This is a genomic window from Mucilaginibacter sp. P1_D10 (genome assembly GCF_056406215.1).
This window is the reverse complement of sequence record NZ_JBFUAP010000003.1, coordinates 394,316-414,959: the sequence shown is the minus strand read 5'-3', so window position 1 is coordinate 414,959 and position 20,644 is coordinate 394,316. Positions and strand designations below refer to the sequence as shown.

Here is a 20,644-nt window from a genome sequence, read left to right as displayed (position 1 = left end):
GGATATGCAAAGCAATCATGCAAAGTTGCGACCTTGCACAACCAACAAGTTCCCACCTCGCCCCTGCACACATTCCAGCGCCGCTCGTTCGGGATGACAAAACTTAGATTTAAAAAATGGAAACAGATCCAGTAAGGAAGCTCAATTTGAGGCTCACCAACACTACCGATGAACTGCTTTTTGTGGTGTTAGAACCAGGTTTTTATTATGAGGACCTGAAATCAGGAGCAACCTTAAAGATAACAGTGGATACCAACGCGTCAGAAGGATTGGAGAATTTTTTCTTTATAGAATATGGAAAAAATCAAATCACCGTGTTTTTTGAATACAAGCTATCTGCGGATAAATTTTATCACGTACAGGTTTTTGTAAACGACGGGGCTCTTTTTGATTATACGCTGTGAGGCGGTGATCCGCATCCCGCATAAGTTCCCTCCTCGCTCCTGCGCACAGGCCTGCTCGGCTCGTTCGGGATGACATGGGTGGAGGAGAAACGGAATTACAGGCCAACTCCTACCAATGAACTAATGACTCAATGAAGCAAGGCATTCCTTTCCTTAGAAAACACTTTATAAACCTGTGTGTCTAAAAACGCCGGGAAGAATTTACTGAGGAATACGGTGAGTTTGCCCTGGGTGGTCATGATGAGCGTGCGGCTGCGGTTTTCGATGCCACCAGCGATGATTTTAGCGACGGCTTCGGAGGTCATCATCTTATTTTCTTCCAGCGTGCTTTCGCCTTGCTCGGTACCGCTTTTATCAAGGGCCGTATTGCGGATATTCGAAGCCGTGAAGCCAGGGCAGGCCACCATAATGTGAACGCCGGTTTTAAGATTTTCTACCCGCAGGGCATCCATAAAACCATTCATGGCATATTTGCTGGCCGAGTAACCTGCGCGGCCCGGCAGGCCCTTATAGCCTGCTATTGAAGATACAGCAACGATGCTCCCCTGGGTTTTGGTAATCTCGGGCAAGGCGTATTTGGTGCAATATACGGTGCCCCAAAAGTTTACGTCCATCAGGCTTTTGAGCACCTTTAGGTCAACATCTTTGAAGAGCGCCCGCATGCTGATGCCCGCATTATTGACGAGTACATCTACCCTGCCGAAAGTGAGCATGGCCTGTTTTACCAGCATTGCGCAATCCTGTTCCACCGTCACATCGCATTGCACGGCAACGGCGCGTACCTTTTGATGGCTTTCGATATTTTGGGCAATGGTGCAGAGGTTTACGAAATGGCGCGCGCCCAGCACCAGGTTGGCGCCGCGGCTGGCAAGTTCTATAGCGAGGGATTTACCGATGCCTGATGAAGCACCGGTGATGATGACTACCTTATTTTTCCAGTTCATAGTTCGGGGCAAACAGCTGCGGTACTTCCGGTATTTTTATCTCGGGCATACGGAACAGGTATTTGGCGGCGAATATAATCATAGCACCATAAAAATGCCTGATGTAGTCCCAGGTAAATTTGGCGCTTTGTTGTTTACGGAAATTGAGGATATAGCTTTTGGGGTAATAGTAATTTTTATAGCCGGCGAGCCTGATGCGGTACGACAGGTCGATATCGTGGCCGAACATGCTCAGGCGTTCGTCCAGCCCGCCTATTTCATTTACCACGTCTCGGCGCAGCAGCATGAACGCGCCGTTTATTACGTCAACCTCGGCGGTTTCGAACTCATCCACCCAATTATCTTTGCCGTTTTTATACAACCTCGATTTGGTGAAATGTCGCGCTAACCCCGTAAGCTTAAAAAAAGCCTCCCAGGCCCGGTTGAAACCCCTGCGGGATATATGCAGGAAACGCCCCTGTGGGGTAAGCATCCTGATGCCTACGCCGCCTGCATGTTCGTGGTTATCCATAAAAGAGAGGGTGCCTTCCAGCGCATTGCTGGCGGTAATTGTATCCGCACTGACCAGTAAAACATACTCTCCTTTAGCTTGCGTCAGCCCAAGGTTACGGCTTTTGGCAGTACCTAAATGCTTCGCGTTCACGATGATATCAGCTTTGGGGAACTCGCTTTGTAGCATCTTTACCGAGCGGTCTTCAGAAGCATCGTCAATCACAATCATCTCATAATCAATATGTTTACAAGATTTCACTAAAGAGCCTAGCGACGCTTTCAACAAGGCGCACATATTGTAATTAACTACAATAACAGAGAGTTTCATAAGCTATCAGGATAATGAATTTTGGTACGGAACCCTGGTTACGATAGACCTTCCTAACGTAATCTCGTCAACGTACTCCAATTCACCACCAAAAGCTATGCCACGGGCAATGGTTGAGATATTTATATCGAATTGTTTTAAGCGCTTGTGCAGGTAAAATATAGTGGTATCGCCCTCCATGGTTGCGCTAAGGGCAAATATGATTTCTTTAACCTCACCGTCTTTCAACCTTTCTACAAGCGTATCTACCTGTAAATCAGACGGACCAACACCGTCCATAGGCGAAATAAGGCCGCCTAGCACATGGTACACGCCATTGTACTGATTGGTGTTCTCTATGGCCATTACATCGCGGGTGTCCTCTACCACGCAAACCAGGGAATGGTCGCGTTTTTTGGAAGAACATATTTCGCAAATGGCACTATCAGATATATTATGGCAGGTGCCGCAGAACTGTATTTCGTTGCGCAAACGATTTACCGCTGTGCTAAAGCGGGCCACCTCCTCTTTTTCGCGGCCAAGCAGGTGCAGCACCAGGCGCAAGGCGGTTTTTTGGCCCACGCCCGGCAATTTGGCAAATTCGGCAACGGCATCTTCCAGCAGCTTTGATGAAAAATTCATTGGGCGAATTTAAGGATTTTAGTTCATAGATGATGGTTCATGGGTAATGGCGGCATGGAGCTATCAAAACCCCGATACCAGCAAGTTCGATGCGGCATTAACGCTGCATTTCTGGTACTTTACATAGGCCGCTACTGCCCTGCTCCTTATCTTTTGTGTGGGTTCGTTATTCAGGTAGCCGGTGATGGCATCGTGCAGGGTGTATGCTTCGGGGCACATGAGGCCGGTTGTCCAAATCAGCGGGTTGGCTTTTGCGGTGCTTATGTAGCCTTTAAAATAGCTTTTACTGATACAGGCCAAAATGATGCAATCGCGCGTTTGGCCGTCGGTATTGTGAAATTTATCCGCCATGCCGAAATCCATCAAGCCATCGTGCCCTATATAGGCCAGCAATTGCGCATTGCCGCCAATGCCTATTACCCGCTTATTATAATGGATGGTATCTTTCAATTGCCCGGCGCAGCTATACAAGAAATCTTCAGTAGTCTTTTCGATGGACCGGCCATCCCAGGCATCGGCAACCAGATAGGTATCCTTACTGCGGTGCTTGAACACTAGCCGCTCCATAATCATCCCTTTCATTTTCACCTTTTTAAGCAGCTGCCATTCCTTGCTTTTTTTGAAGTAAGTGCGCACGCCGTTATCGCATCCCCAATACAGGTTGGTTTCGGGGTCCTGCCCGTTGCCTATGGCTTTCGGTACGGGCACTATGCCCTGGTATTTGTTATCGCAAAGGGCTACGAATACGTGGATTACTTTGGTTGAGCCATTGGCGTAAGTGATATTTTTGAGTTTTGGGGCGGTTGGTTTGGGGCTTGGTGTCGAGGATGCTTTATCTGCGGGCTTTTGTGCGCATGCCGAAATGGTCAGGATAAGGATTAGGATTAGGGCAATATTTATACGGCGGCGCATTGGTGTATTATTTTGAAGCAATGTAGTTAATTGTTTGATAAGCCGGTTAACTTATCCCGTCATTCTGTCCGTGGGACTCCTTCGGACAGAATGACGAATTGTATGGAAGCATATTGAAGTCGAGCACAGACCTACCCACTTAAACCCGATTGTACGGAAAGCCAGCCTCTATCGGCGGCTTGGAGGGAAAGCGGGGCCGAACCTAACCTAAGTGCTACTGTCTTTGCTTTTTAAATCTTCAATCGATGTAAGCAGAAATTAGTTTCGCGCAAAGTCGCGAAGCCGCAAAGAATCTTAAACGCATCACTTTGCGGCCTTGGCGACTTTGCGTGATAAAAAACTCAACTTAATACAATGTCAGATGAGTTTCGAAAAGGCGACATTACCAGCAATAGATTTTTCTATATTTGCCGCAATAACACAATTTATATGAGCGCATTAAGTAACAGGATAAACAACCTGTCGGAATCCCAGACCATTAAAATGGCAAAAATGGGTCGCGAACTGGCGGCCAAAGGCGTTGATGTGATCAGCCTCAGCTTCGGCGAGCCTGATTTTCACACCCCCGAGCATATTAAGGAAGCTGCTAAAACAGCTATGGACAAGAATTTTACCTACTACACCCCTGTAGCCGGTTACCCCGACCTGCGCAAGGCCGTAGTTGCCAAACTGAAGAACGAAAACAACCTCGATTTTACCGATAACCAAATAGTAGTATCAACCGGTGCCAAACAGGCGCTTGCCAATGCCGTGCTTTCGCTGGTGAACCCCGGCGAAGAGGTGATTATCCCTACACCTTACTGGGTATCGTACTCCGAAATTGTGAAACTGGCCGAAGGCGTGAGCGTTTTCATAGATACCACGGTTGAAAACAACTTCAAGATTACTGCGGAGCAATTGGAAGCGGCCATTACGCCGAAAACGAAGCTGTTTATGTTCTCGTCGCCATGTAACCCTACCGGAAGCGTTTACGGCAAAGCCGAACTGGAAAGCCTGGCCAAAGTTTTTGAAAAACACCCGGATATCTACATCCTTAGCGATGAGATCTACGAGCACATCAACTTCATCGGCGGGCACGAATCTATCGCCCAATTCGATTATATCAAAGACCGCGTAATCATTGTGAACGGCTGGAGCAAGGCTTTCGCCATGACGGGCTGGCGCATTGGCTACACCGCAAGCAATAGCGAGATTGCTGCCGCCTGCGATAAACTACAGGGGCAGATTACCTCGGGCACCTGCTCTATCACCCAGAAAGCGGGCGTTGCTGCTTATACCGGCGGACTGGAAACCGTGCACGCCATGCGCGAGCAGTTCCAGAAACGCCGTGACATCGTGTACGAATTATTAAAAGAGATACCGGGTATTACGGTTAACCTGCCCGAAGGCGCATTCTACTTTTTCCCGAATGTAACTTCGTTCTTCGGCAAAAGCTACAATGGCAAAACCATTACCGATTCTGATTCGCTGAGCATTTACCTGCTGGAAGAAGCACACGTGGCCACCGTAGGCGGCGACTCCTTCGGCGATAAAAAATCGATACGTATATCTTACGCTGCCGCGGAAGATAAACTGATTGAGGCCGTGAGAAGGATTAAGGAAGCGTTGGGGAAATTGGCGTAAGCAGGATTCCCTCCCCATCGTCATTGCGAGCGATAGCGTGGCAACCCTCGGCAGGCAGAGCGGACTTGCACAGCGGCTCTGCTTACCGAGGATTATTAATGTGTTTTTTGTTTTTGAAAGGAATTAATGAGCTCCCTTCGGTCGGTTGTCCGCGTCGCCCCATTGCACTATTCCGGCGCGCCGCTCCTCGCAAAGACGAAGGGGCATAAAAAAACGCCCCGTTGGCCAATTGGCCAACGGGGCGTTTTCTATTTAAGTACGTTGCTTTTTACAAAAATGCGTAAGCTACACGTAAGCCGGCTGTACCATAGCCGTTACCCTGGCCAGAGAAATGCTCGTAACGCAAACCTATGTCCCAGCCCGAATCGCCTGCGAAGCCTATACCCGGAGCAAGGATAAGTTTGGTATCTTTAGCATATTTGGTTTCGAAACCTGCACCGGCCTCAGCACCTACGTACCATTTTGGTGCAAAAAATGCTTTGACGCCTAATTTAACGGGCACTATACCTTGGTCTGGTAGGTTGGTTACACCGGCCTGATCCTTAGCGAAGAAGTTATAGTAACCGGATGTAAGGGTAAATGATAAACTGCTTTTGATATCATACTGTAAACGTGCAGTACCGCCCAAGCCAAAGCTCGAGAAATCGTGCAGGTCTCCTACTGGTGCTAATGCCTCAACACCTATACCAAAGCGCCATCCTTTTGAATCCGGAGATGATGTAGAGGTTTGTGCATTAGCGTTTGTTCCTAAAAATATAGCAGCTACTGTAAATGCGGCGGCTACTAAGGTTGTCATTTTTTTCATCGTTGTGTTTTTTAGTAATACAATCTTAAATTGTGTTACCTCCCCCTTTACAAATACTTTGCCACGATGCCAAACTTAACATTGCGTTAATGCCAATCAAAAGGGAATTTGCTTGCGAAAAGCACTCTGCAGCCCCCTTATTTGTTGATAATCAGGTAATTTTTTGGCTCATCGTTACCGCGTTCGGGTTATGAAACAGCAGTGTTGGCCGACAGCAAAGCGACGCAGTTATGTGGGCGATAACATACAAAACTGTATGGTGGTGCATATAAAGGTTGCATTTCGAAGGCTGTTTTTCATCTGTTTTTCATGCCACGATGGGGTAAATTGGCGGGAGGAAATAAAAAACTATATCATTATGAACCCCTGCTGTGGTAAAAATAACCGCAAAGGGCGCAAAGATTTCGCAAAGGGCGCAAAGATTTGCAAGCCGATGAAAAGACTTGTAAAGTGAACTATCAAATAGTCGCGCTTTGGAAACTTTGCGCGAAAAAAATCTTTGTGCTCTTTGCGCTCACAAAAAACAAATCTTTGCGGGCTTTGCGGTAAAAAACAACCAACACAACATACAAACCATAAAAAAAGCCCCTTTTTCAAGGGGCTCGGTTTATTATTTTATGCTTCCGGATCTAGTTCCGGGTCGGGTTTGTAGTTTTTCTCCAATTCGGCGAGTTTCTTTTTGCCGTAAGCAAATTTGGTAATGATGTAGAACAGCACCGGCACAATGAATATCGCCAGCGATGTTGCGGTAAGCATACCACCGAATACCGTGAAGCCGATGGTTTTACGAGCCTCGGCACCTGCGCCCGATGCAAACAGTAATGGCAATACGCCCAGGATGAAAGCCATCGAGGTCATGATGATGGGGCGCAAACGCAGCCTTACAGCTTCCAGCGTGGCCTTTTCCAGGTCCATACCCTTATCCACACGTTCTTTGGCAAACTCTACTATCAGGATGGCGTTCTTGGCCGCCAAACCTATCAAAGTAATCAAACCAATTTGTGCGTAAACGTTATTGGTTAAGTTCTTATCGAACAAGAGGAACAATATCGCGCCAAAAGCACCAAGCGGTACGGCCAGCAATACCGAGAAGGGAACCGACCAGCTCTCGTACAAGGCAGCCAAAAAGAGGAACACGAAACCTATCGACAAGGCAAATATGTATATGGTTTTAGAGCCGGATAGCAACTCCTCGCGGCTTAAGCCCGAAAACTCGTAGCCGTAGCCTTGCGGCAACGTTTCTGCGGCAACTTCCTGCAGGGCCTTTATCGCGTCGCCGCTGCTGTAGCCCGGCTTGGTTGAACCATTTATCTCTGCCGAGCGGAACAGGTTGTAGTGCGATATCAATGGCGCATTTTCGATAACCTTATAACTGGTCAGCGTACTCAGCGGCACCATGGCACCGGACGAATTGCGTACGAAGTACTGCCCAATGTTCTGGATATTCGTACGGTAATTGGTATCGGCCTGCGTAACCACCCTGTAGTTTCGGCCATAGATGGTAAAATCGTTGACGTAGGAACTACCCATGTAAGTTTGCAGGGCGTTATTTACATCGGATATCTGCACGCCGAGTTTCTTGGCTTTCTCCTTATCGATGGTGAGCTGGTAAGCCGGGGTATGCGCACCGAAGAACGAGAACGCGCGGGCAATCTCGGGGCGTTTATTAACAGCGCCTACGAAATTATTCATCACCTTTTCGAAGTTCTTGATATCGCCGCCTGCTTGTTTTTCCTGTAAGATGAACGAGAAACCGCCCGTATTACCCAGGCCCGGTATGGCCGGCGGAGAAATAACGACAACGTTAGCCTCTTTAAACCTGGCCAGTTTTTTAGTGATGGTGGCAATAACACCTTGTAATTTGTCTTTATCGTCTTTCCGTTCTTCCCAGGGCTTCAACTGCACAAATATGGTAGCACTGTTTGATTTTGTGGCAAAGTTGACGGCATTTAAACCACCCAGCGCAGCATAGTGCTTTATAGCGTGTACGCTATCCAACACGGTCATCATCTCGTGCAATACCGCTACGGTACGTTCTGTAGATGCACCCTCAGGCAAATCGTAAGTAACATACACACGTCCCTCATCCTCCAATGGAATAAAGCCTGATGGTTTACTTTTGAACAGCAATATAGTGCCTACCACAACACATACCAGTATGATAACCACAAACTTGGAGTTCCTGATACCTCTATCTACCGAATTTCGGTAACGGCCGGTAACCCGATCGAACCATTGGTTGAATTTGAAGAAGAACTTATTAAGGCCTTTAGATTTATCATCGATTTTATGCGGGCGTAATAATATGGTACAAAGCGCAGGAGTAAGCGATAAAGCCACGAATGCCGATATCAGTACCGATATGGCGATGGTTATAGCAAACTGCTGGTAAAGCCTACCTACGATGCCGGGGATAAAACCTACCGGCACAAATACCGCCGCCAATATCAACGCGATAGCGATAACCGGTGCCGAAATATCCTTCATGGCGTGCTGCGTGGCCTCCTGCGGGGTCATACCCTTTTCGTCCATATAATGTTGCACAGCCTCCACCACCACAATGGCATCATCCACCACGATACCTATCGCCAACACAAAGCCGAACAGCGTAAGCGTATTGATAGTAAAATGCAGCGGTATAAAGAAGATGAACGTACCCACGATAGATACCGGGATAGCCAGTACCGGGATAAGCGTGGTACGCCAGTTTTGCAGGAAGAGGAACACCACGATGATTACCAGCACCAGGGCGATAACCAGGGTTTCTATTACTTCCTCCAGCGATACCTTTACTACCGTAACCGACTCAAAAGGTACAACGTAGTTTATATCCTGCGGGAACGATTTTTTCAATTCTTCCATCGTAGCTACAACGTTGTCGGCCGTTTCGATGGCGTTGCTGCCCGGTGCCTGGTATATCAGCAGGTACGATGCGCGTTTATTATCTACAAAGGAGTTACCCGCATAGTTGAATTTGCCCAGCTCTACCCTTGCAACATCCTTAAGGTGTACTATCGAGCCTGTGCCGGGCTGCGTTTTAACCACGATATTCTCAAATTCGGCCTGGTTGGTCAACCTGCCTTTTACCAGCACGGTGTATTCGAAGGTTTGCCCTTTCATTTGCGGGGTTGCACCAACGGTACCGGCGGCTACTTGCGCATTCTGCTCTTGCAGGGCTGCAGTAACATCCGCAGCAGTCATATTCAGGGCAGCCAGTTTATCGGGTTTTAACCATACGCGCATACTGAAATCATCGGCACGTGTAAACACGTCGCCAACCCCTTTAGTACGCAGCAATGCATCCTTTATAAATACGTTGGTATAGTTATCGGTAAAAGTTACATCGTGCGAGCCCTTGGGCGAATACATAGCCACTAACATCAAAATGCTGGGGTTACGTTTACGTACAATAAGGCCCAGGCGCTGTACCTCCTGCGGCAGGCTTGGCTGGGCAATGCCTACGCGGTTCTGCACATCCAGCGCGGCATTGTTGATATCGGTACCTACTTCAAAGTTCACCGTCATGCTCATGGCGCCGTTGCCGGTGCTGTTGCTTTGCAGGTAGGTCATGCCCGGGGTACCGTTTACCTGTAATTCTACCGGCGTGGCTACGGTTTGCTCAACGGTTAAGGCATCGGCACCTATGTAGTTGCCGGTAACCTGTACGGTTGGCGGCGTAATTTCGGGGTACTGCCCTATCGGCAGGCTCAGCATAGATAGTATGCCCACTATGACGATCACCAGCGATATCACGATGGCGGTTACGGGGCGTTTTATAAAAACATCTGCAATCATTATCTATTTCTTTAGCTTAAAAAATGGGGATATGCTCCCTTATCCGCTTTAAGTATCTTTTATTTTTTTGGTGCCGCGCCCGGTGCCGGTGCTGCAGGGCCCTGGGTTACCTTGCCCCCATCGCGCAAGCGCTGGAACCCTTCGGTAATTACCTTGTCGCCGGGTTTTACGCCTTGCATAATAATGACGTTGCTTTGTATGCGTTGCCCAAGCACAACTTTCACCTGGCGGGCCAGGGTATCGCGGCGGTCTTTAATGGTTTTGTCGGCTGCGGTGTCCTTAACAGTAGTATCCCTTACAGTAAACACAAAAAACTCGCCCATTTGCTCGGTAATCGCTTTATAAGGTATCTGCACCCGTTCGCCCGAATTATCGTTCAGTACCTGCAATACGCAGCTCATGCCGTCGCGCAGTACATCCTGCGCGTTGGGGAACTGCACCCTTACTTTTATGCTTCCGGTTTGGTTGTTTACGCCGCGGTCAATAGCGAATATCTTACCATTTTGGGCGTAGGTGGTACCGTCCGAAAGTTGCAGCTTGAAAGTAGTATCTGATGCGTGCTGTTGTATTTTATAAAAACGGTTGATATCCTGCTCGTTTATCACCACGTCTACCCCTATCGGGTTACCTGTAGATATGGTGTTCAACAGCGTAGTGCCCGGCGTAACCTGTGCGCCCAGCTTTACCTGCGATATACCTATACGCCCGGTAAACGGCGCACGAATGGTAGCATAAGAAAGATCCGTTGCGGCGGATGCCAACGCGGCCCTGGCAACGGCTACCTGGCTTTGCGCGGTTTCGAAGGCCGCTGTCGCCTGATCTACCGTTTGGCGTGCCACTGCATCGGCCTTCAACAGCATATTGTAGCGGTCTACATCTTTTTGGGCCTTTACCAGGTTGGCTTTGGCGCTTAATACATTGGCGTTTGCCTGCTCGTAAGCGGCTACGAATTTGCGGCGGTCAATCTCATAAAGCGGGCTGCCTTTGGTAACCACATCGCCTTCTTTAAAGGAGATGCCGGTAATAAAGCCGCCTACCTGGCTGCGCAGCTCAACTGTATTGAGCGCAACTGCGATGCCCTGGTATTTATCATAATAAAGGGCTTCAGATTTTTGCGCTTCCACCACGTTTACCGGGGTGGGCGGCAGCACAGGCGCGCCCGTGCCTTTGTCTGAACTTTTGCATGCCGAAAGCGCCAAAACACTTGCGGCGATAATAAAGGAGATATAGCTGTTCTTCATATGCTGTTTTTATTCGGCCTGTAGGGTGCCCAGTGCACGTTGCAGATCGATCTTGCTTGATAATAGTTGAAATAGTGCGTTATAATAATTCAGTTCGGCGGTGCGTAGGTCGGCCTGCGATACAATTACGTCCAGGTAGGTTTTGATGCCCTCACGGTATTGCAAATCAACCACTTTATATACATCCTTGGCCAGCTGCACGTTCTCGCTCAGCACCTGCCAGTTGGTATAATTGCTTTTGTAACTGGCCAGCGCCTGGGCGTACTGGGTGTTGATGGCGTTGCGGGTGTTCTCAATATCCAGATCGGTACGCTGCACCTGCAGGCGTGCCTTGGCCAGGTTCTGCAAACGTTTGGTGCCCGTAAAAATGGGGAACGTAAGGCTGAGGCCCACATATGATGTTGGGAAACTGCTGTTATACAACTTGCTGAAACTATCGTTAAAGTAAGCCAGACTGTAGCCGCCGGTTGCGGATAGCGATGGTAAAAAGCCCCATTTATAATACCGCACGTTGAGGTTCTGCAGGTTTTTGCTGGTTTCCAGCAGGCGGTATTCTATACGGTTGCTGTAGTTGATTACCTCGTTGGTATCTATCACTGCCTCGGCCTGTAAACGGGCAGAGTCGTACTGAAGCACCAGTCGCCTGGCCGGGTCGTAACCCATTACCTGTTTAAGATAGGCAGTTTTGCTTTTAATGGCTTCTTCGGTTTGCTTGTGCGATGCCAGCGCATTGTTGAGCGATATGGTGGCCTGCTTATAGTCGGTTTTATCTGCCACTCCGGCCTGGTAGCGGGCGGTGGCATCTTTCAGGCTGCGGCGCAGCCTCAGGATATCTTCTTTGATGATATCCAGCTGGCGTTGCGATAACAGCACATCGTAAAAGGCCTTGCTTACGTCTGATGCCAGGTCTATCTTACTGCTTTCGGTATTCTGTTGATAATACTGGCGCGAGTATTTTGATGCTTTGGAAGCCAGCACCACATCATTATTATATAGTGCCTGGCTGGCTGTGAGGCCCAGGGTTGATACATTGTGCGCTATGGCCAGGTTTTGGCCCGTACCATTACCCGCACCTGTAGCTGCGCCCGTTGGCCGCTGAAAATAGTGCTGCACACTGCTGCTGCTATTGATCTGCGGCAGCCATCCCGATAAGCCTATATTGATATCGCGCTCGTTTATCTGCTCGTCTATTATCGATTGCTTAAGCAATGGCTGGTTCTTTAACGCAAAAGCTATGCTTTGCTTTATAGTAAAGGAGGTGGTGGTATCGGCAGATGTTTGCGCAAATAGTAAAACGGGAAAAAAAAGTAGTATATTAGTGATATATATGCAGCTGTTTTTTTTCATAAAAATGGTGAAGCGGTAAAAAAACGGACACCGGAGCGAGGGGCCTCCGTTGATTCTTTATTTAAATAATAGAGTTCACGAATATGAGATTTTGCAGAAACAATAAGAAATTGGCAACAGGATTTTTACTTAAATAAGATAATTATTGCATTGCAACAGGCTTTTTTTGTTTTTTTATTACAAATTTCAAAATCGTGACATTGTTTAAATAAAATTTTAATTAATTTGCCTTATGATTGTGAATAGTGCTGTATTAAGATAGTGTAAAAAAATTTGTACATCTAATGCCGCAGATAAGCATATTCATGGTATTTTTACAGAAAATTTAAGAAGTGTTAATAAATGGTTAAAAAACTGCACGATAAGATTGCCCAGTTTCAGGATGCGAACATGATCCGCGCGCAGGGACTGTATCCTTTCTTCCGCCCTATAGAAAGCGGTCAGGATACTGAAGTTATGATTGATGGCAAACGTGTTTTAATGTTTGGGTCTAACTCCTACCTGGGGCTTACAAATCACCCTAAGATAAAAGAAGCTACCAAGAAAGCTGTTGATAAGTATGGCTCCGGCTGTGCGGGTTCGAGGTTCCTGAACGGCACGCTCGATATCCATATCGAATTGGAACGCCGCCTGGCTAACTACGTAGGTAAAGAAGCCGCGGTGTTATTCAGCACCGGTTTCCAGGTTAATCTGGGCGTGCTATCTTGTATCACAGGGCGTAACGATTATTTAATTTTAGACGAATATGATCATGCCTCTATTATAGATGGTACGCGCCTGTCGTTCTCTAAGGTTATCAAATACGCCCACAACGATATGGTAGATCTGGAGCGCAAGCTCAGCATTTTGCCCGAAGAAGCCGTAAAGGTTATCGTGGTAGATGGTATCTTCAGCATGGAAGGCGATATCGTAAAACTGCCTGCTATAGTTGAGCTTGCCGATAAATACGGCGTAAACATTATGGTTGATGATGCCCACAGCCTTGGCGTTATCGGCGTAAACGGCTCGGGTACCGCTTCGCACTTTGGTTTAACCAGCGAGGTTGACCTCATCATGAGCACCTTCAGCAAATCGCTGGCCTCGCTTGGCGGTTTCATTGCCAGCGATTACGAAACAATTGATTATATCAAACACCGCGCACGCTCTTTAATGTTCAGCGCCAGCATGACCCCAGGCTCCGTAGCCAGCGTAATTGCCGCCCTGGATATCATCGAATCAGAACCGGAACGTATACAGAAGCTTTGGGATAACACCAATTATGCCGTTAAGTTGCTTACCGACGAAGGTTTCGACCTCGGCGCAACCGAAAGCCCGATATTGCCTATCTACATACGCGATAACGACAAAACCTTTATGGTAACCAATTACCTGCAAAACGCGGGCATATTTGTTAACCCGGTAGTATCGCCTGCGGTACCTTCAGATTCATCGCTGCTGCGTTTTTCACTGATGGCTACGCACACCTTTGAGCAGATAGACGAGGCTGTTGAGAAACTCATTGCTGCATTTAAAGCAGTTGGCGTGCCCTTAAAAAAACTGGCTAATACCTCCCTGTAACGAGAAGTTAATTTTACTTTTATAAAATAAAACCATATAAAGCCGATACATTTGCACACCGCATTTGCATCGGCATTTATTTTTAAGCCCTCCAAAATGAAAAAAATAGTTTCGGTGAAATCAAAAAAAGAACTCGCATCTTTTATTGATTTCCCGCATGAGTTGTATAAGAACGACCCATATTACGTACCGGAATTATTTATCGCACAGCGCGACATCCTGACAACGCACCCCTTCCACAAGCATTCGTCGCTGCAAACATTCTTAGCTTACGATGGCGATAAAATAGTTGGCCGCATTGCCGCTATCCAAAACAATAACCACAATAAGTTCAATAACGTAAATGATGGTTTTTTTGGCTTTTTTGAATGCATAAACGACCAGGAAACAGCCAACCTGTTAATCGATACGGCTATAAAATGGCTTAAAGAAAAAGGTGCCGAAACCATTGTAGGTCCGGTTAACCCATCTACCAACGAAACCTGCGGCCTTTTAGTAAAAGGGTTTGATAGCTCGCCTATGGTGATGATGACCTACAACCCGGAGTATTATATCACGCTGTTAGAAAACGCCGGCTTCAAAAAACAAACCGACCTGCTGGCATGGCACTGGGACGGCCAGAATTATAACGATAAATCGTTGCAGATGCTGGATAGGCTGCAAGAGCGTCTTACGCGCAACAGCGGCATTACCATTCGCAAGATAAATCTCAAGAACTTTAAAGCAGAGGCCGATGCCCTGCGCGAGGTATATAATAAGGCATGGGACAAAAACCTGGGTTTCTTCCCCATGACCAATGAGGAATTCGATTACACCGCCAAAGATCTGAAGATGATATTGGATCCTGATTTTGCCCTGGTGGCCGAGCAGGACGGCAAGATAGTAGGCTTCGGCGTAGCTATTCCGGATATTAACCAGATATTAAAAACCATCAAGAAAGGCCGTTTGCTGCCTACAGGCATATTCAAGCTGCTGCTCAACAAAAGCAAGATACAAGGCATACGCATTATGCTGCTTGGCGTAATAGATGGTTACCGCAAAATGGGCATTGAAGCTTGCCTTTACGGCAGCATCATAAAAGAGTACAGGCGCAAAGGGCTTAAATATGCCGAAGCAAGCTGGACCTTAGAAAAGAACGATATGGTGAACCGTGCTATCGAAGCTATTGGCGGCGAGCAGTACAAAACATACAGAATATACGAGAAAACAATATGAGCGAACGGGTTTTAATAACCGGTGCGAGTGGGTTTGTGGGATATCATATTATACAGGAAGCGCTTAAGAACAATTTTGAGGCATACGCGGCAGTGCGCAAAAACAGCGATACCAGCCACTTAAGCAACCTGGGCGTGCCATTGGTGCACCTGAAGTACAACGATGCGGAAGCATTGGTGACAGAGATAAAAGAAAAGCGGTACGATTATATCATACACGCGGCCGGCGTAACCAGCGCGCGATCGCAAAAAGAGTTTACGATAGTAAACGCCGGGTTTGCTTACAATTTGGCCAAAGCAGCCGAAACTTGCGGCATAAAAAAATTCGTGTTGATAAGCAGCCTGGCTGCCGTTGGCCCGTTGAAGCAACTTAGCGGCACTATTACCGAGGGCACTACACCGGCCCCTATTTCGGCTTACGGCAAAAGCAAGCTGCTTGCCGAACAAAAGATAGCGGCCCTGCCCGCCCTAAACTATACTATTTTGCGCCCAACAGCAGTTTATGGCCCCCGGGAAAAAGGCATATTCCTTTTTATAAGGCAAATAGCAAAAAAAGGATTCGAGCCCTACGTTGGTAATGTCGAGCAAAAAGTTAGTTTTGTGCACGCAAAAGATTTAGCTGCGGCAAGCGTAAAAGCATTGTTTGCGCCGGCCAAAAGCACTTACAATATATCCGACGGTAATTTTTACAGTCGGTACGAATTGGGCGATACTGTTAAGGAAACGTTAAAATTACGTTCAATTAAATTTCATCTGCCTGTAAACTTTGTAAAAATAATTGCAGCAATGAACGGAAAATTGAGTTCTTTGCGCGGCAAATCGATAAGGTTAAACCCGGAGAAGATAACCGAATTGATAGCCGTAAATTGGGATTGCAGCATAGAAAAAGCAAAGGCCGAACTCGGTTTTTACCCACGCTACAACCTGCGCACAGGCTTAACCGAAACACTGGCCTGGTATAAAGAAAATAAATGGCTGTAAGCCTCTATTTTATATTAACAAACAAAACAATGAAAGGCTTGTGGGCCCGCGCTTAACAAAACCCATGGCTGTTCATTATTCGATCTTTTAAACAACCAATACAAATGAAAATCAACATTAAACCTGCCAATGGTAAACTAGGTATCTTAATACCTGGTTTGGGTGCGGTAGCTACTACGTTAATTGCCGGCGTTGAAGCCGTAAAGAAAGGTATTTCCCAACCTGTGGGCTCACTTACACAAATGGGAAGCATCCGTTTAGGAAAGAGAACTGAGAACCGCCATCCAAAAATTAAAGATTTTGTGCCTTTGGCCAAATTGGAAGACATCGTTTTTGGCGGTTGGGACCTATATGAAGATAACGTTTACGAATCGGCTATGAACGCCAAGGTTTTGGAAGAATCGTTATTGAACCAGGTAAAAGAAGGTTTACAGGCTATTAAGCCAATGAAAGCTGCGTTTGATAAAAACTACGCTAAAAACCTTGATGGCACCTATGTAAAAACCGGTACCCGTTATGAGCTTGCGCAGCAGGTGATGGACGATATCAAAAACTTCCAGGCAGAAAATGGTTGCGATCGTGTTGTTTTAGTTTGGTGCGGTTCTACCGAAGTTTACTTCGAAGGTTCTGAAATACACGAAACTTTAGCGGCTTTCGAGCAGGCTTTGATCGACGATGACAAACGCATCGCCCCGAGCATGATTTACGCTTACGCGGCTTTGAAGCTTGGCGTACCTTTCTCAAACGGCGCCCCTAACTTAACCGTGGATATCCCGGCTATGATAGAACTGGCTAAACTTACCCAAACCCCAATTGCGGGCAAGGATTTCAAAACCGGCCAAACTTTAATGAAAACCGTTTTGGCTCCGGGCCTTGCTGCACGCAGCCTGGGTGTACACGGCTGGTTCTCTACCAACATTTTGGGTAACCGCGATGGTTTGGTATTGGACGATCCGGATAACTTCAAAACTAAAGAAGTATCAAAACTTGGCGTACTGGAAGATATCCTGCGCCCTGAGGATAACCCGGAATTGTACGGCGAGATCTTCCACAAGATCCGTATCAACTACTACCCGCCACATGGCGATAACAAAGAAAGCTGGGACAACATCGACATTTTTGGCTGGTTAGGCTACAAAATGCAGATCAAGATCAACTTCCTTTGCCGCGATTCTATCCTGGCTGCCCCTATCGCTTTAGACCTTGCTTTGTTCAGCGATATGGCAAAACGCGCCAACATGAGCGGCATACAGGAGTGGTTATCGTTCTACTTGAAGTCGCCGCAAACCGCGCCGGGCTTACATGCCGAGAACGATATATTCAAACAACTCATCAAGCTGGAGAACACCCTGCGTTACCTGATGGGCGAAGATTTGATCACCCACCTGGGCCTCGATTACTACGACGATATGTTTGCACAAGCATAACATTTGCTATAAACGCAAAACAGAAACAGGTTAGGCAACATTGCCTAACCTGTTTTTTTATTTTACCTTTGGCCCACCCTAATCGCCTGCACAGTAACAATAATCTTACCCTTCGATTATTTATGAACTTTGCAACACTACGGTAGCATTTTCTGCGTATATAGTAACAATTATCCGCTTCGGCCGTCTATCTACCCGGTTACAAGCATGGCAATAGTCTTTTCTGATGACAGTATAAAGCTGTTTTTATTGGGGCAAATTTTGAGGGTAGCAAGGCGCAAGGGTTATGATGTGTACCGATTTTTGACTTTTTGACCACAATAGTCTGTAGGGTTTTTTACTTACCTTTGGCTTTGTATTTGTGTAACGAGCATGTTTACTAAATGATTTGTAAAAACACTTTTAAGCGTTTATTTTTTATTGCACTTTTATTTGTAAGCACAACCTTAGCTGCACAAAATACGGTAGTAACGGGCGTTGTTACCGATGCCGGCAATAAGAAACCCCTGGGCTTCGTAAGCGTTAGTTTTACGGGCAGCACCATCGGCACCAATACCAACGATGCGGGGCAGTTCATTATCCACTCTACAAGGCCTTACTCGCAGTTAAAAATCACTTACCTGGGCTATAAAGATGCCGTAGTGGCTGTAGTGCCCGGCAAAGAGCAGGTAATAAATATCAAACTGTTCCCATCCGCACAGCAACTTAACGAGGTTACTATACAAGCCGGCAAGCGGCCCAAATACACTAATAAAGATAACCCTGCCGTTGAGCTTATACGCAAAGTTATAGCCAATAAAGACAAAAACCGCCCCGAGAACTACAATTACGTAGAGTACAAGGAGTACGATAAGATGCAGTTCTCGCTCAGCAACTTATCTGATAAGATATCCGAGAAAAAATTCTTCCGCAAGTATAAATTTGTTTTCGATAACCGCGACAGCACCAGCTACGCCGGCAAAAACCTGCTGCCTATTTACCTGGTAGAGAAGCTTTCGCAGGTGTATTACCGCAAAAATCCCGAGGTTACCAAAACCGTGCTACTTGGCGAGAAAGGCGTAAATTTTGGCCCTGCTGTTGATAACGAAGGCGTTGGCCAGTACTTTAAGCACCTTTACGAAAAAGTTGATATTTATACCAACAGCATATACCTGCTGGGCCGCCAATTCATGAGCCCGATTGCCGATGCTGCGCCTACCTATTATAAGTTTTTCATTACTGATACCATCACCACGGCCGATAACAAAAAACTGGTTCAGCTGAGCTTTACGCCCCGAAACACCAACGATGTATTGTTCGAGGGCGATATCTATATCACCCTGGATGGCAACTACGCCGTGCAAAAAGCCGGGTTAACCATCAACAAAAACATCAACGTAAACTTTGTGCGCTCGATGCATGTAGATCAGGATTTCGAACTGAACCCCGATGGGCGCTACCACCTTAGCAAAAGCAACACTTACGCCGATTTTGGCGTATCGGCCAAGCGGAAGGGCGGCCTTTTCGGCATACGTACGCTTACGTATAAAAACTACATTACCAATAAATACCAGCCCGATGTTTTATATACGCCCGATATCAACCTGGAAGACGACGAAGTAAAGCACCGCAGCGACCAGTTCTGGGCCGAGAACCGCCTGGATACATTGACCGCTGCCGAATCTAAGGTATATAAGAACATCGATAGCCTTACGCATATGCCATCGTTCAGGCGTACAGCAGACCTGGTTACGCTTTTGCTGGCGGGTTACAAAGGCTTCGGTAAGTTTGAAGTTGGGCCGGCAAGTACGTTCTACAGCTTTAACCCTATCGAGGGCTTCAGGCTGAGGATAGGCGGGCGCACCACGCCGGAACTGAGCAAACGCTATTATTTTGAAGGCTACGGCGCCTACGGTTTTAAAGATAAACGCTGGAAATACCTTTTGGCCGCCACCTACTCGTTCAATTCTAAAAGTGTTTACAAATTCCCGCAGGATTACCTTCGCGTAAGCTTCCAGCGCGACACCAAGATTCCCGGCCAGGAGCTGCAGTTTATATCAGAAGACAACATCCTGCTATCGTTTAAACGGGGCACCAACGATAAGTACCTGTATAACGACCAGTATAAGATCGATTACGTGCACGAGCTGGAGAACCATCTTTCGTTCAATTTCGGCGCGCGCAAATGGGTACAAACCCCTGCGGGTTCGCTGTTCCCATTCCAAAACGGGCCAAGCACTATATTCAACGATTTGACCACTACCGAGGTTTCGGCAGGCATCAGGTACGCGCCCAACGAGCAGTTTTACCAGGGCAAGCTATTCAGGGTACCTATCATCAACAAGTACCCTATCTTGAGCCTGGATTATACCGCAGGTTTTAAGAATGTACTGGGCGGGCAGTACAACTACCAGAAGCTGAGGGCGCGTTTCGATAAACGTTTCTACATCGCGCCGTTCGGTTTCTCGGATGTTACGCTGGAGGGCGGCCGCATCTTCGGTACCGTGCCTTATCCCCTGTTGGATATCCACCGCGCCAACCAATCGTATGCCTACGTTATCGATTCGTACAACTTAATGAACTTTTTGGAGTTCGTGAGTGATAGGTACGCCAGCATCAATATAGATCAGCATTTCGGCGGCTTCTTCTTTAACAAGGTGCCACTATTCAAAAAACTTAAATGGCGCGAAACTGCGTCGTTCAAAGCATTATACGGCGGCCTGGGCAACAATAATAACCCAATGCTCAACTCGTCGGTTTACCAGTTCCCTACCGATGGCAACGGCGTGCCCATTACTTATGCGCTTGGCAACAAGCCCTATATGGAAGCCAGCGTGGGCGTTGAAAACATTTTTAAGTTTATAAGGGTTGATTTGGTGAAAAGGCTTTCGTACTTAGACCATCCGGACGTTGCCCCCTTTGGCGTTCGGGTGAAAATAAAGTTCGATTTTTAATTATTTGTAGTATTTTATTT

Annotated in this window: 15 protein-coding genes; 7 read left to right on the top strand and 8 right to left on the bottom strand. The window is 47.0% G+C overall.

What is annotated here, in order from left to right; all coding sequences use genetic code 11:
• The first annotated feature begins 116 nt into the window (after positions 1–116).
• A complete protein-coding gene (locus AC1DYT_RS06205; protein WP_477468770.1) occupies positions 117–404 on the top strand; it encodes a hypothetical protein in 288 nt (95 codons plus the stop codon).
• Positions 405–532: 128 nt separating this feature from the next.
• Here the strand turns inward: AC1DYT_RS06205 and AC1DYT_RS06200 are convergent, their stop codons facing one another.
• The 4 genes from AC1DYT_RS06200 to AC1DYT_RS06185 all read right to left on the bottom strand — a co-directional run bounded on the left by AC1DYT_RS06200 (position 533) and on the right by AC1DYT_RS06185 (position 3,701).
• A complete protein-coding gene (locus tag AC1DYT_RS06200; RefSeq protein ID WP_477468769.1) occupies positions 533–1,348 on the bottom strand; it encodes an SDR family oxidoreductase in 816 nt (271 codons plus the stop codon).
• Entirely contained in the window at positions 1,332–2,168 is an 837-nt protein-coding gene (locus AC1DYT_RS06195; protein ID WP_477468768.1) for a glycosyltransferase family 2 protein, read from the bottom strand. The genes AC1DYT_RS06200 and AC1DYT_RS06195 overlap by 17 nt, the downstream gene beginning before the upstream one ends.
• A 6-nt stretch (positions 2,169–2,174) precedes the next feature.
• Positions 2,175–2,789, bottom strand: coding sequence for a recombination mediator RecR (gene recR, locus AC1DYT_RS06190; RefSeq protein ID WP_477468767.1), 615 nt, complete (start codon positions 2,787–2,789; stop codon positions 2,175–2,177).
• 63 nt (positions 2,790–2,852) lie between these two features.
• On the bottom strand, positions 2,853–3,701 hold the full coding sequence (locus AC1DYT_RS06185) for a hypothetical protein (protein ID WP_477468766.1): 849 nt from the start codon (positions 3,699–3,701) through the stop codon (positions 2,853–2,855).
• 429 nt (positions 3,702–4,130) lie between these two features.
• On the opposite strand from AC1DYT_RS06185, the gene AC1DYT_RS06180 reads away from it, so the two are divergent.
• A complete protein-coding gene (locus AC1DYT_RS06180) occupies positions 4,131–5,324 on the top strand; it encodes a pyridoxal phosphate-dependent aminotransferase (protein ID WP_477468765.1) in 1,194 nt (397 codons plus the stop codon).
• Between the two features lie 268 nt (positions 5,325–5,592).
• Here the strand turns inward: AC1DYT_RS06180 and AC1DYT_RS06175 are convergent, their stop codons facing one another.
• From AC1DYT_RS06175 to AC1DYT_RS06160, 4 genes are all read right to left on the bottom strand, one after another.
• Entirely contained in the window at positions 5,593–6,129 is a 537-nt protein-coding gene (locus AC1DYT_RS06175; RefSeq protein WP_477468764.1) for a hypothetical protein, read from the bottom strand.
• Between the two features lie 615 nt (positions 6,130–6,744).
• On the bottom strand, positions 6,745–9,924 hold the full coding sequence (locus AC1DYT_RS06170) for an efflux RND transporter permease subunit (protein WP_477468763.1): 3,180 nt from the start codon (positions 9,922–9,924) through the stop codon (positions 6,745–6,747).
• A 59-nt stretch (positions 9,925–9,983) separates the two neighbouring features.
• Entirely contained in the window at positions 9,984–11,165 is a 1,182-nt protein-coding gene (locus AC1DYT_RS06165; RefSeq protein WP_477468762.1) for an efflux RND transporter periplasmic adaptor subunit, read from the bottom strand.
• Positions 11,166–11,174: 9 nt separating this feature from the next.
• Complete coding sequence (locus tag AC1DYT_RS06160; RefSeq protein ID WP_477460971.1) at positions 11,175–12,512, bottom strand: TolC family protein; 1,338 nt, start codon at positions 12,510–12,512, stop codon at positions 11,175–11,177.
• Positions 12,513–12,854: 342 nt separating this feature from the next.
• On the opposite strand from AC1DYT_RS06160, the gene spt reads away from it, so the two are divergent.
• The 5 genes from spt to AC1DYT_RS06135 all read left to right on the top strand — a co-directional run bounded on the left by spt (position 12,855) and on the right by AC1DYT_RS06135 (position 20,624).
• On the top strand, positions 12,855–14,069 hold the full coding sequence (gene spt, locus AC1DYT_RS06155; RefSeq protein WP_477460970.1) for a serine palmitoyltransferase: 1,215 nt from the start codon (positions 12,855–12,857) through the stop codon (positions 14,067–14,069).
• A 96-nt stretch (positions 14,070–14,165) separates the two neighbouring features.
• Positions 14,166–15,284 carry a hypothetical protein gene (locus AC1DYT_RS06150; protein WP_477460969.1) on the top strand — a complete coding sequence of 373 codons (1,119 nt, stop codon included), beginning with the start codon at positions 14,166–14,168 and terminating at the stop codon, positions 15,282–15,284.
• Positions 15,281–16,264, top strand: a complete 984-nt coding sequence (locus AC1DYT_RS06145) for an NAD-dependent epimerase/dehydratase family protein (RefSeq protein WP_477468761.1) — start codon at positions 15,281–15,283, stop codon at positions 16,262–16,264. Before AC1DYT_RS06150 ends, AC1DYT_RS06145 begins: the two co-directional genes overlap by 4 nt.
• A 104-nt stretch (positions 16,265–16,368) precedes the next feature.
• On the top strand, positions 16,369–17,691 hold the full coding sequence (locus AC1DYT_RS06140; RefSeq protein WP_477468760.1) for an inositol-3-phosphate synthase: 1,323 nt from the start codon (positions 16,369–16,371) through the stop codon (positions 17,689–17,691).
• 383 nt (positions 17,692–18,074) lie between these two features.
• A complete protein-coding gene (locus AC1DYT_RS06135) occupies positions 18,075–20,624 on the top strand; it encodes a DUF5686 and carboxypeptidase-like regulatory domain-containing protein (protein ID WP_477468759.1) in 2,550 nt (849 codons plus the stop codon).
• Positions 20,625–20,644: the final 20 nt, after the last annotated feature.

Bases quoted from the DNA above. Each gene is read 5' to 3' on its own strand.
- AC1DYT_RS06205 (WP_477468770.1), top strand. From the start codon at position 117: ATGGAAACAGATCCAGTAAGGAAGCTCAATTTGAGGCTCACCAACACT.
- AC1DYT_RS06200 (WP_477468769.1), bottom strand. From the start codon at position 1,348: ATGAACTGGAAAAATAAGGTAGTCATCATCACCGGTGCTTCATCAGGC.
- AC1DYT_RS06195 (WP_477468768.1), bottom strand. From the start codon at position 2,168: ATGAAACTCTCTGTTATTGTAGTTAATTACAATATGTGCGCCTTGTTG.
- recR (WP_477468767.1), bottom strand. From the start codon at position 2,789: ATGAATTTTTCATCAAAGCTGCTGGAAGATGCCGTTGCCGAATTTGCC.
- AC1DYT_RS06185 (WP_477468766.1), bottom strand. From the start codon at position 3,701: ATGCGCCGCCGTATAAATATTGCCCTAATCCTAATCCTTATCCTGACC.
- AC1DYT_RS06180 (WP_477468765.1), top strand. From the start codon at position 4,131: ATGAGCGCATTAAGTAACAGGATAAACAACCTGTCGGAATCCCAGACC.
- AC1DYT_RS06175 (WP_477468764.1), bottom strand. From the start codon at position 6,129: ATGAAAAAAATGACAACCTTAGTAGCCGCCGCATTTACAGTAGCTGCT.
- AC1DYT_RS06170 (WP_477468763.1), bottom strand. From the start codon at position 9,924: ATGATTGCAGATGTTTTTATAAAACGCCCCGTAACCGCCATCGTGATA.
- AC1DYT_RS06165 (WP_477468762.1), bottom strand. From the start codon at position 11,165: ATGAAGAACAGCTATATCTCCTTTATTATCGCCGCAAGTGTTTTGGCG.
- AC1DYT_RS06160 (WP_477460971.1), bottom strand. From the start codon at position 12,512: ATGAAAAAAAACAGCTGCATATATATCACTAATATACTACTTTTTTTT.
- spt (WP_477460970.1), top strand. From the start codon at position 12,855: ATGGTTAAAAAACTGCACGATAAGATTGCCCAGTTTCAGGATGCGAAC.
- AC1DYT_RS06150 (WP_477460969.1), top strand. From the start codon at position 14,166: ATGAAAAAAATAGTTTCGGTGAAATCAAAAAAAGAACTCGCATCTTTT.
- AC1DYT_RS06145 (WP_477468761.1), top strand. From the start codon at position 15,281: ATGAGCGAACGGGTTTTAATAACCGGTGCGAGTGGGTTTGTGGGATAT.
- AC1DYT_RS06140 (WP_477468760.1), top strand. From the start codon at position 16,369: ATGAAAATCAACATTAAACCTGCCAATGGTAAACTAGGTATCTTAATA.
- AC1DYT_RS06135 (WP_477468759.1), top strand. From the start codon at position 18,075: ATGATTTGTAAAAACACTTTTAAGCGTTTATTTTTTATTGCACTTTTA.